At 35.1% G+C, this 14,437-nt stretch carries 15 protein-coding genes; 1 reads left to right on the top strand and 14 read right to left on the bottom strand.

The features are described from left to right. The first annotated feature begins 39 nt into the window (after nucleotides 1–39). The gene (locus tag R8749_RS08405; RefSeq protein ID WP_317695909.1) at nucleotides 40–789 is read left to right on the top strand and encodes a hypothetical protein; all 750 of its coding nucleotides are present in this window, start codon (nucleotides 40–42) and stop codon (nucleotides 787–789) included. A 9-nt stretch (nucleotides 790–798) separates the two neighbouring features. On the opposite strand, the gene R8749_RS08410 is transcribed toward R8749_RS08405, so the two are convergent. The 14 genes from R8749_RS08410 to R8749_RS08475 form a co-directional block, all read right to left on the bottom strand. Further along, entirely contained in the window at nucleotides 799–1,899 is a 1,101-nt protein-coding gene (locus R8749_RS08410; RefSeq protein ID WP_317695910.1) for a hypothetical protein, read from the bottom strand. After that, nucleotides 1,880–2,761 carry an ABC transporter ATP-binding protein gene (locus R8749_RS08415; RefSeq protein WP_317695912.1) on the bottom strand — a complete coding sequence of 294 codons (882 nt, stop codon included), beginning with the start codon at nucleotides 2,759–2,761 and terminating at the stop codon, nucleotides 1,880–1,882. Before R8749_RS08415 ends, R8749_RS08410 begins: the two co-directional genes overlap by 20 nt. A gap of 11 nt (nucleotides 2,762–2,772) precedes the next feature. Next, nucleotides 2,773–4,026, bottom strand: coding sequence for a hypothetical protein (locus R8749_RS08420; RefSeq protein WP_317695914.1), 1,254 nt, complete (start codon nucleotides 4,024–4,026; stop codon nucleotides 2,773–2,775). Nucleotides 4,027–4,100: 74 nt separating this feature from the next. Next, the gene (locus R8749_RS08425) at nucleotides 4,101–5,669 is read right to left on the bottom strand and encodes an ATP-binding cassette domain-containing protein (protein ID WP_317695916.1); all 1,569 of its coding nucleotides are present in this window, start codon (nucleotides 5,667–5,669) and stop codon (nucleotides 4,101–4,103) included. 133 nt (nucleotides 5,670–5,802) lie between these two features. Next, nucleotides 5,803–6,519 (bottom strand): hypothetical protein, encoded by a 717-nt coding sequence (locus R8749_RS08430; protein WP_317695918.1) that lies wholly within the window; start codon nucleotides 6,517–6,519, stop codon nucleotides 5,803–5,805. A gap of 8 nt (nucleotides 6,520–6,527) precedes the next feature. Then, nucleotides 6,528–7,220 carry a hypothetical protein gene (locus R8749_RS08435; protein WP_317695920.1) on the bottom strand — a complete coding sequence of 231 codons (693 nt, stop codon included), beginning with the start codon at nucleotides 7,218–7,220 and terminating at the stop codon, nucleotides 6,528–6,530. Between the two features lie 13 nt (nucleotides 7,221–7,233). Further along, on the bottom strand, nucleotides 7,234–7,971 hold the full coding sequence (locus tag R8749_RS08440; protein WP_317695922.1) for a hypothetical protein: 738 nt from the start codon (nucleotides 7,969–7,971) through the stop codon (nucleotides 7,234–7,236). A gap of 9 nt (nucleotides 7,972–7,980) precedes the next feature. Next, nucleotides 7,981–8,568, bottom strand: coding sequence for a hypothetical protein (locus R8749_RS08445; protein ID WP_317695924.1), 588 nt, complete (start codon nucleotides 8,566–8,568; stop codon nucleotides 7,981–7,983). 233 nt (nucleotides 8,569–8,801) lie between these two features. Further along, entirely contained in the window at nucleotides 8,802–10,331 is a 1,530-nt protein-coding gene (locus tag R8749_RS08450; protein ID WP_317695927.1) for a hypothetical protein, read from the bottom strand. Continuing rightward, nucleotides 10,328–10,879: an RNA polymerase sigma factor gene (locus tag R8749_RS08455; protein WP_317695930.1), complete on the bottom strand. Its 552-nt coding sequence runs from the start codon at nucleotides 10,877–10,879 to the stop codon at nucleotides 10,328–10,330. Before R8749_RS08455 ends, R8749_RS08450 begins: the two co-directional genes overlap by 4 nt. A gap of 137 nt (nucleotides 10,880–11,016) precedes the next feature. Further along, complete coding sequence (locus R8749_RS08460) at nucleotides 11,017–12,399, bottom strand: hypothetical protein (RefSeq protein WP_317695932.1); 1,383 nt, start codon at nucleotides 12,397–12,399, stop codon at nucleotides 11,017–11,019. Next, the gene (locus R8749_RS08465; RefSeq protein ID WP_317695935.1) at nucleotides 12,396–12,941 is read right to left on the bottom strand and encodes an RNA polymerase sigma factor; all 546 of its coding nucleotides are present in this window, start codon (nucleotides 12,939–12,941) and stop codon (nucleotides 12,396–12,398) included. The genes R8749_RS08460 and R8749_RS08465 overlap by 4 nt, the downstream gene beginning before the upstream one ends. A gap of 227 nt (nucleotides 12,942–13,168) precedes the next feature. Further along, nucleotides 13,169–13,843 (bottom strand): PBECR4 domain-containing protein, encoded by a 675-nt coding sequence (locus R8749_RS08470; protein ID WP_317695938.1) that lies wholly within the window; start codon nucleotides 13,841–13,843, stop codon nucleotides 13,169–13,171. A 446-nt stretch (nucleotides 13,844–14,289) separates the two neighbouring features. Beyond that, nucleotides 14,290–14,421 (bottom strand): hypothetical protein, encoded by a 132-nt coding sequence (locus R8749_RS08475; protein WP_317695940.1) that lies wholly within the window; start codon nucleotides 14,419–14,421, stop codon nucleotides 14,290–14,292. Nucleotides 14,422–14,437: the final 16 nt, after the last annotated feature.

The raw sequence follows: 14,437 nt of genomic DNA on the forward strand, positions 1-14,437 counted from the left end.
GTAGAATTAAATAGATTATTTATTAGGAGGAAAGTTCGTTTGTCAAAAAAGTATCGCAGCCGAAATGGTTCGCTTCATACATATGAGTTTTATAAAGAACGTAGGGATGACCCGAGTTGGGAGGATGATTTCTTAAGAATTCGGGCGATTCGGCAGCGAAATTTCCTAATTGCAATAGTCGCCGTCATTGCAGTTGTAATTATCGGTGGATTCATTTACGAAGAAGGACAAAAAGGAAAGTCTCAAAACACAGCTGTTGAATCCAGTTCAAGTAGTTCTACAGCGTCATCTAAAAGCAAAGTTAGTGAATCTAGTTCTTCTGAAAGTTCAAAAGTGGAACAAAGTTCAAAACCAACTGAAAATAAAACTTCCAATAATGCTGAGCAGATTAAGAAGTTTCTTATTGGCAAAACGTACAAAGTAGTTCCATTTCTTTATGATGGAATCAATGCCAATCAGGCGGCTCATACCAACAAAGCACCACAGAATTTTGTGAAGGACAACATTACGATTCTGCATTTTATCGATTCTTCAACTGTCACTCAAAATGGCGTAAACGGTAACAACCAACAAAAAAATGAAAACTATCAAACATCCGATTCTACGATCACAATCGGAGCACTTAAAATTCCTTATCAAATGAACAATGGTGCAGCTGAATTTCATTCTTGGAATACTGAAGATCAAAATGGTCATAAAGTTACTTGGAAGATCGAGCCTTACCATGAAAATAACAATCAAGATGAAGATCATCACGATCATAATAATGACGACGACCATCATCACTAAACAGCCAGCCTAAATCTTAATTGATTTGGCTGGTTTTTTTGATTCTAATAATTTACGGCTAAGAAGCAAAATCAAAATTATTAGAAGGGAAACTCCGCCTAAAATCACAAAGGCCTGATTAACTGAGTTATGTTTAAAAATCTTAATCACTGTATCCTGACTATTTATAAAAGAATAAGTGCGAAGCATCTTAGAGACTTGAGAAATGACAACCGATCCAATCACTCCTACTAATAACACCTTCTCCGACTTCAATCTTAGTTTGGATAAACCTAAAACGATCAGAAGAAATATAAACACCCCGACAAAAAGAAGCATCCAAGATAATAGACAATATTGATAAAATGGTAGACTAGCCAAAGTCGAACCACGATACGTGAACTTCATTGGATAATTTAAACTTCCCAGATGTCCAGTTAATACTAATCCCGTTAGAAAAGCAGCTAAGATAACAACAAAAGTCGTAATAATCATTAATAGTAGTCCGACAATTAATTTGCTTAGTTCGATTTTTTGATACAAAAACGGCAGAGTTTTCAGCCAAGATTTATTATTTCTTTCGACCTCTCTGATAAAAAGATCATAAAACAGAAAGACAAAGAACAAAAAGCCATAAACTGAAAAAACAAACGGACTAATCTGCCGCATGAAATACAATGCCGACACACCGTAAACGCTGCTGTCTGGTTTAATATCGTGGCTCAAGTAAAACTTATTTTTATCTTGTGCCTTTTTTGTCGCCCAAGAAATCCCTGTCGGTTCTGTTTGGTCAATTTTCATAACTTGGTCGATTAGAATATTCTCTTGTTTAAGTGCTTTGCGCCAATTATGCGTATTGATTCCATCTACTTCTTTTTCGACTGCCGTAATCGCACGGCTGAAATACGGCAATAATTCTGGATCAGCTTTTTCTTTACCCGCAGAACTTGATTGTCCGATTAAGCCATTATAAATATCATCATATTCTTGAGCTTTTTTCTGGTAGTCCGAAGCCATTTGGCTATTTTGTTGTACACAAAAAAGTATCGTCACTAACACGACCAAGCCAATTAAAACCAAATTTTTGGTGTTGGCGAAAAACTTCTTAAGCTCAAACGTAATTGTAGCCATCACGATAATCCTCAAATAAATCGAAATAAAGCTGTTCTAAAGGAGGCAGTTCTTTCTCGTAATCTAAAACGTCAGAACCTGTGAGCCTAATAATCTCCGCCATTTCTTCACTGCTGCACTTAATCTTACCTTTATGCGCTGTTTCAATTTCGATCGGCTGTTTGATCTTGTCAGCAAATTCTTCAATATCATTAACAACTACCGTATAGGTGTTAATCGACTGATCGATAATCTCTTTACATGAAACTAACTGTTTATTTTTTAAAAAGTAAATGTCATCTGTCAGCTTATCAATCTGATCAAGGTTATGCGAAGAAAATAAAATCGTCGTACCCGCTTTGAATAAATCTTTTAATGTTTCTCTCACTCGAGCAACGCTTGCTGGATCTAACCCGTTTAAAGGCTCGTCCATTAATAACAGCTTCGGTTTAGGCAAAATCACCATCGCAAAAAGCAAATGCTGCTTCATTCCAAGCGAATAGTTTTGAACTTTTTTGTTCATGTAATAATTCATTTTAAGATCAGTGAGTACTTCTTCCACTCGTTCATCACTTAAATTATGTGCCGCCTGCACAAATTTAATATGATCCATCCCTGTCAATTCAGTATACAAAACACTGTTGTCCTGCATGTAAGTCACATCATAAAAAATTTCCTGCATATGATTAGTGACCCCTTCGATTTTAACTGAACCTGTATCAGGGCGCTCCAGATTACAAATGATATTTAACAAAGTTGTTTTGCCAGAGCCGTTAGGAGCAACCAAAGCAATCAGCCGTGGCTCTTCAATTGATAGATTAATTCCATCGAGCACCAATTGCTTTTTAAAAGATTTTGTAAGGTCTTTTAATTCTAAAATCATCGAATTCCTTTCTATACCTCAAACCGGTAAATAAGAAATGTACAAACTGCAAATAAAATTAACGAATACAAGAGCAAGATGAATGGCAAAAGCACTAGATCAATACTTTGAGTTTTCTTAGCCAATGACTGGTTGGCATAATAGTAAGGATTTTCCATCACGTTACCATTAAACGGAACTGCTGCTGGTGGAACGGTAGAAACTTTTTCTGTTCGAGAATTTATATATTGGCTCTCAAGAATATCTTCGATATGATCTGTACTTTTAATATTCTTACATAATTTTTCAACATTGAGATAACTCATTGGATTAACTGCGTCAAGGGTTTGCGAATTATTAACGACCAAGACATTCCAACCTACACAAATAAAAATTGCTAAAAAGACTGCCGCCATTACTTTTTTGGAAATTAAAACTAAGAAATAGATCATAAAATAAATAAAAGTGCCGACAAAAAAGAAGGCGATTAACAATATTAATAGATATAGATAAATCGGGACAATTTGTGACGTTCCAAGTAGTGTTAATCGGACGGGATACAACAAGCTACACTTGCGGCTAATGGCAAATGAAGTCATAAAAGAGATCGCAACCGTTAAACCCAAAACTGTGAGCAAGTTTTTCAGATACAAATAATAATCTTCTACTACTATCTTAATACGGGGTGCAGGCTGAGTTAAAATTAGCCTGATTCTTCCATCTTCAAACTTTTTGAAATAACTGATCGGAAACAACAAAAACAATAGCAGAAAAAATAACGGCGTATTTAAAAATTCCAAAACATTCATCGTAAATATTGCACTATCGGTGCTGTAGTTGAGTGATTCCAAGCGCTCATGATGTTTAATAAGATAGTTGTTGACTGTCTTTTTGCCCAAGTTATAACTAGGCAGATCGAGATTATTAAACGACGTATGTTCCACAAACTTGCTATCGATAAGAGATTCTTTTTCCGCTTTCAGAAATATTTCCTGATTGTCCGACTTGAGCGACTGATATTTTTTGATAAAATAATCTGATTCTTCTTCATCCTTCTTCAAATCCCAATCACGAATTTCTTTTGACTTATATTTATAAGAGCGATCTTCTGCTAAAACCTTTTCTTTGTCTTTCTTGGTAAAGCGAAAGGACGTTAAATAGAGATTGTTAATTTTCCTCTCTTTAACGGATGTAAAGAGCAAAAATAAACCGATCGAAAAAACAATCGCAACCAGCAAAAATAACTTATTTGGGATCTGTTCAGCTTTGTTTAAGAAGGTATTCATCGTCAATCCTTATTGGCTATAAGTGTTATTTCGTAATTTTAGCATAAAAATAAGATCTCTTCGTAAAAGAGATCTTAAAGATTAGAGCCAAGATCGATTACTCGGTCATATTTTTTCAAATCGGCTGGTTCATAGTGATGAATGACTTCAATAAAAGTTAGGGTTGAATCATATAGATATTGATGAATGTCATGATCCGTCTGGCGGTCAAGCGATGCATTAATTTCATCTAACAATAAAACTGGCCGATGAGCTAAAATGGCTCGTGCTAATTCAATTCGAGCTAACTGGCCGCCAGAGAGCTGATCTGCGTTATCTCCCAAAGAATAATCATAGCCTTTAGATTTCACAATTTCGCTTAAATCAAGCTTCTCACAAATCTGATTAACTTCTTCTTTTGAAATATCAGAACCTAATGTTAGGTTAAACCATAAATTATCGGCAAATATGATTGGCTTTTGACTGGCGTAAGCAAAAATCGAACTGAAAGTTCCCGGATTTTGAACAGTTCCGTTAAGTTCGATTACTTGAGTTTCTCCATATTTGCCTGCCATTAAAAACTGCATTAAGGTGGACTTCCCTGAACCGGAAGGACCAATAACTGCAACTTTTTCGCCTGATTCAATTTCAAGATTAATGCCTGCTGCCAACACTTGATCTTTTCGTTTTAAAGTTAAATCATTGACCAACAATTTTTTAAAATCTGTTACTGAAGAATCTTCTAACTGATCTGCCTGAGTTAAATACTCATTGACCTTTCTAACGATATTTTTAGTCGTCGAAAGATTATTTCTCTCATTTAAGACCGTTAAAATTGGATTAACAAACGAGTTGGATAACTGAACAATTCCAAACAAAGCGCCAATTGTCGTAAATCCTTTTAAGATTAATAAAATCCCAATTAAAAACGGCAGTAAAAATGTCGAAATATACGCTACAAACATGACCGCTGAATTAACATTCAAGTTTATCAGATTCATTTTACCCAAAGTATTTTCTAAAACATTGATCGTTTTAGAATTTCTAGCTACTGCTTGATCCTGCTTTTGATAAAGCCGAAAAGTATCAGTCCCTGCTAGAAAATTCTTAGTTTGATTAACATATTTAGTGTTTGCTTTTGACCAATTCTCAGAAGATTTTTGAATCGGTTTTTGAAAAATGCTGGAAACAATCATTGGAATACAAGAACCAATAATAAAAATTATTGTAATCAGCCAATTAAGATAAATCCCATAGCCTAAAGCCAGAATCATCGTATAAAGATTAATGAAAATAGAAATTTCAGCCCCAAAACGATTAGTTTCGAGTAATTTGAAATCGTTGGTTAAAAATCCTAGTGCTTCTGCATTATCCTCAGTCGTTGCGTTAAGCATGCCTTTAAGAACTTTGGAACGCAAATAAGTATTAGTTGTTTTAATCGCATCTGTTTTCAAGTAATTAAACATTAACTGTGAAGCAAACGTAATTAAAAAAGCTACCAGAGTAATCGTAATAACTCTAGGAATTGATTGATATGTTCCTTTAGTTGCAATATCTGTTAAGTTACCCACCATAAAAGCAAGCACTATGCCTTCAGCACTTGAGATCAATCCAAATATATTAAGCAGGATAAATTTAAAACGGGAATAATATTTGTAAATCATCTTGTTTTGCCATTTCTAAAATCCCAAGACTGATAACTATGAAATTTTAATAATAAATTATTTCTAAATAAATTAAGTGTTGTTTTATACTTTAACATAAACCATAGTTAAAAAGCCAAGATTTCTCTCGGCTTCAGCGGTGAATTAGATCATTAATCTTCTGATTCATCAAAGCATCATCATCTAATTCAGAAGTATTTTGAGGTTGAGATCCTCCTCCTCCACCTGTTGGCTTGGGTTCAGCAGTCCGCAAATACTGTCCTTTACTGTTAGCAATAAAGATGCTTTTGCCTCCAACAATTGACTGATAATATTTTTCTTTTCCTTGCGACTTCTTCAATACCAGAGCTACCTTTTGACCAACTCTAAGTAACGGTGAATTGATGTATTCGATTGTCTGAACTTCAGACGTCTTTTTATTAGCAAGATTCCCGCCCAAAAAGCGAAGATTAATATATTTATTCAACAAATTCCGATTGCCAGCTAAAACCTTATTGATATAAACTTTTGCCATCGTAAAAGGAAGCACCGGTGTTTCCGATTGATATTCAGTATTATCGGTCAAATCAGTAACAGTTCCTTGAATTACAAGATCACTTTCTTTTAACATCTCAGAAAATGTCATCGGGTAATTAATACGGGATTCTGCAACGCCCGCTTTTTGAATTGGCTCATGATAGTAATTCTTTTTTGCCTGATTAATTACTATTTTGCTTGAAGATTTTGACTTCGTTATTTCTTTTGCTGCAGGCACTTTTGATTTCGACTCATAGATATTAACTCCGACTGCTAACGCCAAAACTGCCAGACAACTTATCAAAATACCCCATAATAGTTTAGCTTTTTTCACAAATTCTCCTAATCAAAACGCAAAACGATATTCATTTTCGTCGTTTTAAGCTCGACTTTACTTTTCGGATCGGCATAGAATGTTACCCTTGCCTGCATCGGGTTCATGAAATGTGAGCGAGGCTTCTTGACTGGTTCAATAACTCCAACAATTTGATTTATTGTTTCTCCGGGCTGAGTCATTTTCCCATTATTGGCGATTTCTCTTACTTGAGAATCATGAACATTTTGATCCATTCCATTATATGGAGCAGTTACTCGATAAAAATTAATCCTTGACGCTGAGCTTTTAGTACCGAGAATTTTAAGTTCCTGCACTTTCATCAACGATTGCAAAACCTTAATTCCATCTTGTGGTTTTTTCGTGGTGTTTTTATAAACAAAACTGACCTGAAAACCTTGCTCTGTTAATTTCTTGCCCGTTGAATCAGTGGAAAATGTGATTTCTGGTTCAGCCAAACTGAAAATTCCAGCGGATGTTTTCATGTGATAGGGATGAATCCAGTCTTGGGTTTTCGCAAATGAATACGTGCCGTTTTGGACTTTTGCCTGTATCCCTTCATCATATTTCTTTTGTTTGGCTAACTTCGAACTTTTAGCTTTAGCTGCCGCATCACTAGAACCTGTTTCTTTTTGATTGCATCCGGCAAGAAAAATTGTAGCGATCAGAATCACAGTCCCAACTTTAAGGTGATTTTTCATTTAGTGCCCTCACTTAATCAATTCGCATTCCAATTGGCAAGTTAATGGTTTTAAGTTCTACTTTACTCTTAGGATCAGCCAAAAATTGGAGTAAGACATGATCTTTAGTCGGATCAAGCTTATTTTTACCTTTAAAAGACGGCGTTTTAGTAACAAAACTAATTATGTATTTTCCCATTCCTTGTACTGGCGTTAGATATTCATTGTTTGCCACTCGTCCAGTTTCAGATATTTTATGATTTTCATCCATCCCGCGATATGGTTCGGTAACTAGATGAACCTGAAGTTGGTTAACTGCAAAATCATGTTTACCTAGCACCAATTTCTTTATTTTTAAAATTGATTCAAGTGCTTTAATTCCGTTTTGCGCCTGATTCGTATTATTTCGATAATCAAAAAGAAACTTAAATCCTATAAGATCTTTTTTGGAATTCTTTGGAGCAGCAATTCCATATAATTCGGGTTCATAAATTGTAAAATTACCTACTGAGGTTTTAAGCTCATGAATCGGCCGCCCAGCGTATAACTCCTTAAGTTTCACGTATGAATAAGTACCCGCTTTGATTTTATCCTTAACAGCCTCATCATACTTTTCTTGTTTCAGATCCCTCGTGCTTTTAGATTTAGAGACCTTTGACCGTGAAATGACACTGCTCGACTTTGAAGAATCTTTTTGTTGATTACAGCCGGTAAGGACAACTGAAGAAGCAGCAATAACTAGTGCACCCTTAATTATTTTTTTGATGTTCATCTTTTCTCCTTAATCGATCCCATTTTTGGGAAATATTCCTGTCTTGACCATTTCATTTACGGAATTTTCAGATTTTTGATCTTCTTCTCTCATCTTCTTATAGGAATTAATTCTTCCTTGCGAGGTTTCATTTTTTCTAAGCTGATAGTGATGCAGTAAAAACTTCTGTTGCCCTTTTTGACGATAAAAAACATTGGAAAGGGGTCCAACACCGAAACATTTTGCTAACTTGTTAACTGGCATCGTCAAAATTATTTCATCGCCCGGTGCAGAAGGGTCATAAGAATTGCTTTGAACCAACGTATACTGATTTAACTGAGCAGGTGTTAATTTTTCATTTTGGGGAATAAAACTTTTTTCTTGTAAATCTCTATAATAAACTGAATTTTTAATTTTACCGCCTTCAGCTTCAATATTTGAAAATGTTCCTTCTTTAGATCGATCGCCATCATAAACTTTTTCGATAAAAACTCGATAATGCGTTCTAGGTAAAGTATCGTCAACGGTATAACTTGTATTTGTAATCAGGCCCCGAAAAGTAATCATTGAAATCTTTTTATCTGGGGGCATTGAAATTCCACAAACGTCTTCTTTCATTAATCCGCCGCCTTGACGCGTGACCCCTTTTAAATCCTCTTCAAATTTAGGTCGATTCTTTTTGGCTTCCGCCTTAGCATCATTAAGCTTACCTGCTAGAATTTCTTCTTTAGTCGGGGCTTTTTTAACAACCTTTGAGGTCTGATCGGCTTTCGATTGTTGGGCACCAGCCTCCTAAAAATAGAATCGGTAAAATCAAACTTACAGTGAGCTTTTTAGTTGCTTTCATCATTTCACTCCTTTGCAATCAAGCGATTAATCTCAGCGGTAATTTCTTGATCGCCTGCTGAATTGGTTTTCACTGGCAATTCTTGCGCTTGTTGACCTTCAATATAATTTTCATTTACGAGTTTATATTGACCGCCTTCATTTTTAACCCACATGCTCTTTTCTCCCTCTCGCAGTGAGTAGCTTTTGGCTCGATCAATGACTTTTTCACCTTTAGGCATCGAGTGCTTACTTACTTTACTGAGATTCAAGACGACTTCGGTCCCGATCCGTGCAACCCGAAAATCTAAGCGTTCAGAGAAGATTTCTTGATTTAACTGTTGTTCAGATAAAGCGCTGCTCATTCCATTTAACAGATTTCTCCGAGTGATGTAACCACCTTGTTGGTACACGTAAATCGTTTTGCCTGCTAAATGCTTACTTTTGGCGGTTAAACCTCGGTATACGTAAATTGAAAGAATCGTGACTGCGGTGTTTTTTGCATTGGGTACCTTCGTCCAAGCTGTAACTACTCCTGCAACAGTCGCTGATGATTTCTGGTCCATCTCCGCAAAATTCTTAAAGCTGCTAATCCTTATTTCTGACGCCTTATTATAAGTTTGTTGCGGTGTCTTATCCATTTCAAGTGCTTGCTTTAGACCAGATTTCCGAGCTCTCGTCAAAACTGCGAGATATTTAGTTCTGGCGGGGGTAACTCCCCGTTTCACCATCTGATTAATCTTCTTCTCTTCATTTTGATCAATTTGTTTTTCGGACAAGCCTAAATCAGCGGGACGATGCAGCGTAAATTGTTTGGCATTGGGAGTGCGATAGAAAATGCTGCGATCCTCCACCGTGAATTTCTCACTATTGGCATACTCTGGGATCTTAACAACAACTTCGGTGCCCGGTACCGCAGGATCATACCCGTTAATTTGGACAATTGAATTATTCAGCTTGCCTCCCGAGGTTTTAATTGTAACCGTTTTTCCTTCGTCGGACGGGTCACCATCATAAACTTTTTCAACAAAAACTTGATAAATCGTCATGGGTTGATTGTTTTCCGATGCAAAACTCGTCTTCGTGATTAAGCCTTTAAAGTAATCAAATCGGATTGAAACGACTGCCATTGAAACGGCGGTCAACGAATTATCATTATTACTTGAAGTTCTTTCTTTCCTCTTCGTACTTGAATTTATGTGGCTAAGACCTTTTAGTTCTTGCTCGTAGACAATTTTGTTCCGTGCTGCCCGTGCTTTTGCTTTTTCAAGCGGAGTCTTTGGCTTCTTTTTTACGACTTGAGCTACTGGCTTTTTAACTAAATAATTGTTTTTAACAAAAGTTGCTCCCGTAATTACTAGAAGGATAGTTGCTGCTAAGATAAACCAGCGCTTAAGTTTAAATCCCCGCTTCGGCTGAATTTTACTTTGTACGCTCGCTTGAATCTGCTGTTGATCCTGATTTGAAAACGGCTGATTAATCTCTTGCAAAAATTCATCTAATTGTTGGTCATTCAATTTAGTTAATGGAAGTTCAAAGTTTGACTTTTCATTCATCGCAGTAAGTCCTCCCTTTCCATCAATTGCTGCATAATTGGTTTAATTTTCTTTTTGCCCTGATAGAGACGATTGTTGACTTCATTAAGACTTAAATTCAAATTCTTACTGATGACAGCAGGTTTTAGTTCCATAAAGAAGCGCTCAAAACAAATTCTCTTCGTTGGTTCCTTTAATGTTTCAATTGCAGTAAATAAGGTCTGCCAGATTAAATCGTTATCAGCTTTTGGTGCTGGAATCATCTCCCAAATAAATTCATCAGTTTCAGTTGGATCTTTTTGATCTCTGATTTTATTTAACGCTAAACTTTTAGTCATCAAAGCTAGATAATTTTTTAACGAGCCACGCGTTTCTATGTATTTTTCGGGGTGCTGCCAAAAGCGCCAAAATACATCACTGACTATTTCTTTAACATCAAAAGAACTAGCAGTTTGTCCCATCACTGAATAAGCCACTGCCCACAATAGCTTAGAATACTTCGTTACCAAATCATTAAAGACTGACTCATCTCGATTACTTACGGCCGCCGCAATCTCTTGGTCATTCATGGAATTAATCCTTCTGATTTATTTTTACAAGCTTGAAAAATGAGTGCACCTCTTTTTCGCTATATATACACAAAATTTACCAGAAATACTTAAAAATTCATAAAAAAATACCAGACTTTTTTGTCTGGTAAATCTTGTTAAGGTAATTTCAACCATCGATATTGATTAGAATTCAGATCATCAGGGGCACGTCCTGCTGAATCAAACTGTAAAAACGGCTTGTAATCCATTGGATTAATTACAACATATCCATATTTAAAAGTTTTACTTGTATGCGGCTCAATCGTTCCAGATGATTTATTATAATCTTTCTGTCCTGACCCAATTCCACGCGGTAATACATAATTTGGATAGTTCTCAAAATTATTATAAGGAGAAGTGTAAACATCCATGTCTAAAACTAAATTATTTCCCTTTGGTTCTAATAAATATAGACGAGGAGCATTGAAGTCGTAATGTGAAATTGGTTTAGATGAATCATTAGTGATTTTAACAGTAACTTCATAAAACTTCGGCTGGACTGTTACATTCTTGATCTTACGATCAATAGTATTTTTCCCATCACCACGTTTATGGACCTCTCCCTCAAATGGTTTGAGCACTCCTTTATCGGCAATTATCCGATCCAAAAACTTTTCATCAATGATATTAACATCTTTTTTCAAATCAAATTCTTTAGAAATTTCGTTACCAACGTTAACACTTAAAGGTTCAATCTTTATTTGATCCTTCTCACCCACTTCTTGAGTGAAACTGGTTTTAAACTGCTTAATTGTTGAACTATCAGCTCGCAAAGTCTGGGACTTAACATTATCGTTAGAAGTGTGTGATTCATTTGCCGGAGACTCAAATGTTGCAAGTTTTGCCGAAGTTGCCTTCAACGATAGACCACCAACAATTTTTTCAATACTTTCTTTGGTTACTTTTGGTCCAAAATATAATTGAACTATTCGATGTTCTTTTTCAAATGCAACAAAAACATTAGAACTTTCTCCATCTCCGCCAGCATGATCTACAAAGTAAACAACATTATTATTAATGATTTTTTTGGTCGTTTTACCAGAGTTTGGCACTTGCAATTTTGCATCATTTTTTGGTTTATAAAAAACCGTCGATAATGAATAATCTTCATCTTTCGGATCGTAGTATTTGAGCCCGTCCGTATGCGCCATCGGTTTTAAATTACTTGGTAAATACCCATAATTCACTTTGTAATGACTATTATCCTGCGAGCCATTTTTAAACACCAGAGTCGTCAAGAAGCCATCTTTATGGGTCACTGCTTCCCAAAGTCCATTTGCAGCTAATGCTGTTCCAGGGACTAAGATGACTAACGCAGCTGCCGCAACTAACCATTTGGTCGCTCGTGGAAGCGATATTGGACGTTTGTGCATTTTTTTATGTAGACGATCGTGAATGTTTTTTTGGTTCTTTGAATTAAAAGAGGTGTCCATTTCTTCGATCAGTTTATCTAGTTCTTGATCTGATAATTTAGTCACTGGCTGTTCAACATTTTTCATAATTCCTCCTCCATCAATTTTTGTAAAATTGGCTTAAGTTTTTTCTTCCCTTGATATAGACGATTGTTGATTTCTGTCACGTTTAGCTCTAAATTCTCGCTGATCGCTGCTGGTTTTAATTCCAGAAAAAATCGTTCAAAGCAGATTCTTTTAGTGGGCTCAGATAGCGATTCAATTGCTGTAAATAACAAATGCCAAAAAGTTTGATTAGTTTCTGTGTGATCTGGTAAATTTTCTAAAATAAAGTCTTGGTCCGATTCAATCGGATCGTGCTTTACTTGTAATTTATTGATCGCCATACTTCTTGTTAGTAATGATAAATAATTTTTTAGTGAACCACGGCTGGGGTCATATTTTTCCGGGTACTGCCAAAATCGCCAGAAAACATCACTGACCAATTCTTCAACATCAGATTCGCTGGTCTGTTTTCCAATGATGGAAAAAGCAATCACCCACAGCAGTTTGGAATATTGATTTACTACATCGTCGAAAACCGCTTCGTCTTTGTTTTTAACCGCTGATGCAATTTGTTGGTCATCCATTCTCTCACCTTCCTTTCACTAATAAATACAAGATTAGAAATAAAAACTCTTAATTTTGAGCAAAAAAAAAACGTAGAATTTTATTTTCCAGATCCTAATTTAACATGGCAGAATGGGACAAATAAAAACACTATCTGAGATCTTTCATAATGAGGTGTTGCGCTTAATTTGACAAGTCAAAATAGAATAATCCTCTTGAAATGAACGATTTTCGTTTTTCAAGAGGATTATATGTCACGCCTCATTTTTTGAGACACGTCTAATAGTTGATCAATGTACTCATTTATTTTATTATTACAGTTTTTATCTTTTTGCAAACATTTTTTTACATGAGTGCTTTTATTTTCTTCTAATATGGCAACTACCTTAAATGATGTAAGTGTATCTATAACTGATAAGTTTAATAAAGATAACGGAAAATTAACGCCATTACTATCATTATCAACAGCTATACCCAAAATATTAGCTTTAGTCCTTAACAAACTATTGTAATGAATTCTGGCCATACTATTTCCAATAGATACTGCTGTATCCAAAGTATCAAGCAAGTTAATTTTGTCTATAACTTCTAATTTCTGAAAAGTGCTGCCATCTTCTTTTAAATATAAATTTTGTAAGTTTAATTTTTTTCTTTCTAAATCCTTAATAAATCCCCTAGGACCTGTAGAATACTTCACGCCACATAAGTGCATGAAATGCCTACTTTGAAAAGTGATTGGTAAAGAACATATTTCTCTATCATTTACCACATAAATATAAATTTTAACTTTTCCAATAAAATGGTCTTTAGTATCGCGTAGAGCTTTTTGGATACTGGGAAGATATTTTTTAAAAGAATTTGTTTCCGAAAGTGTTATTTTATGATAATCACGATCATTACTGAGCAACGATTCTTTAGTCATTTAAGTGTCCTTCCAAAGAAAAAACCGATAACTAGTAAGCTACCGGTTTTAACCAAGTTTTTCTGTTGCCAGCCAACCATCTAGGATATGCCTAGCATAATATATCTGATTTTTCTGTTGTCAGCCAACTATCTGGGATATGCCCAGCTTAATATATCTGGTTTTTAAGTTGCTTGATCAACTAAAAGAAAGTACGTTTCTTTCGACATTATAATAGCATGAGTTTTCATAATTATCAATGAGAAAGTGATTTTTCACCTATTGAAGTATACCTATTTTTATTCCTAATGTACATACTTTACGTTGTAATATGTGTAAATTTGGAACAAAGATGTTGTGTTAATTACGATATAATCTCGTTAAATAAGAATAAATTTAAAAAACCTGTAACACCAAAAGTTGAAATAAACTTAAGGGATATTTTTATTTCTGTAATTTACAATAAATTATTTTTTATCTGAAGAGGAAAATTCGGGTGCAGAATCAAAAGAAATACTATGAACTATTACTTTTGATCTCTCACCTTTTGCAAACTTTTTTAATTCATTAATACTATCCATCAATGTTTTATCTGACATTGTAATCACACTCCTC

Source organism: Xylocopilactobacillus apis (assembly GCF_033095965.1).
Taxonomy (GTDB): domain Bacteria; phylum Bacillota; class Bacilli; order Lactobacillales; family Lactobacillaceae; genus Xylocopilactobacillus; species Xylocopilactobacillus apis.

Coding starts and splice junctions, on each gene's coding strand:
- R8749_RS08410 (WP_317695910.1), bottom strand. CDS start 1,899: ATGGCTACAATTACGTTTGAGCTTAAGAAGTTTTTCGCCAACACCAAA.
- R8749_RS08415 (WP_317695912.1), bottom strand. CDS start 2,761: ATGATTTTAGAATTAAAAGACCTTACAAAATCTTTTAAAAAGCAATTG.
- R8749_RS08420 (WP_317695914.1), bottom strand. CDS start 4,026: ATGAATACCTTCTTAAACAAAGCTGAACAGATCCCAAATAAGTTATTT.
- R8749_RS08425 (WP_317695916.1), bottom strand. CDS start 5,669: ATGATTTACAAATATTATTCCCGTTTTAAATTTATCCTGCTTAATATA.
- R8749_RS08435 (WP_317695920.1), bottom strand. CDS start 7,220: ATGAAAAATCACCTTAAAGTTGGGACTGTGATTCTGATCGCTACAATT.
- R8749_RS08440 (WP_317695922.1), bottom strand. CDS start 7,971: ATGAACATCAAAAAAATAATTAAGGGTGCACTAGTTATTGCTGCTTCT.
- R8749_RS08445 (WP_317695924.1), bottom strand. CDS start 8,568: ATGAAAGAAGACGTTTGTGGAATTTCAATGCCCCCAGATAAAAAGATT.
- R8749_RS08450 (WP_317695927.1), bottom strand. CDS start 10,331: ATGAATGAAAAGTCAAACTTTGAACTTCCATTAACTAAATTGAATGAC.
- R8749_RS08455 (WP_317695930.1), bottom strand. CDS start 10,879: ATGAATGACCAAGAGATTGCGGCGGCCGTAAGTAATCGAGATGAGTCA.
- R8749_RS08460 (WP_317695932.1), bottom strand. CDS start 12,399: ATGAAAAATGTTGAACAGCCAGTGACTAAATTATCAGATCAAGAACTA.
- R8749_RS08465 (WP_317695935.1), bottom strand. CDS start 12,941: ATGGATGACCAACAAATTGCATCAGCGGTTAAAAACAAAGACGAAGCG.
- R8749_RS08470 (WP_317695938.1), bottom strand. CDS start 13,843: ATGACTAAAGAATCGTTGCTCAGTAATGATCGTGATTATCATAAAATA.
- R8749_RS08475 (WP_317695940.1), bottom strand. CDS start 14,421: ATGTCAGATAAAACATTGATGGATAGTATTAATGAATTAAAAAAGTTT.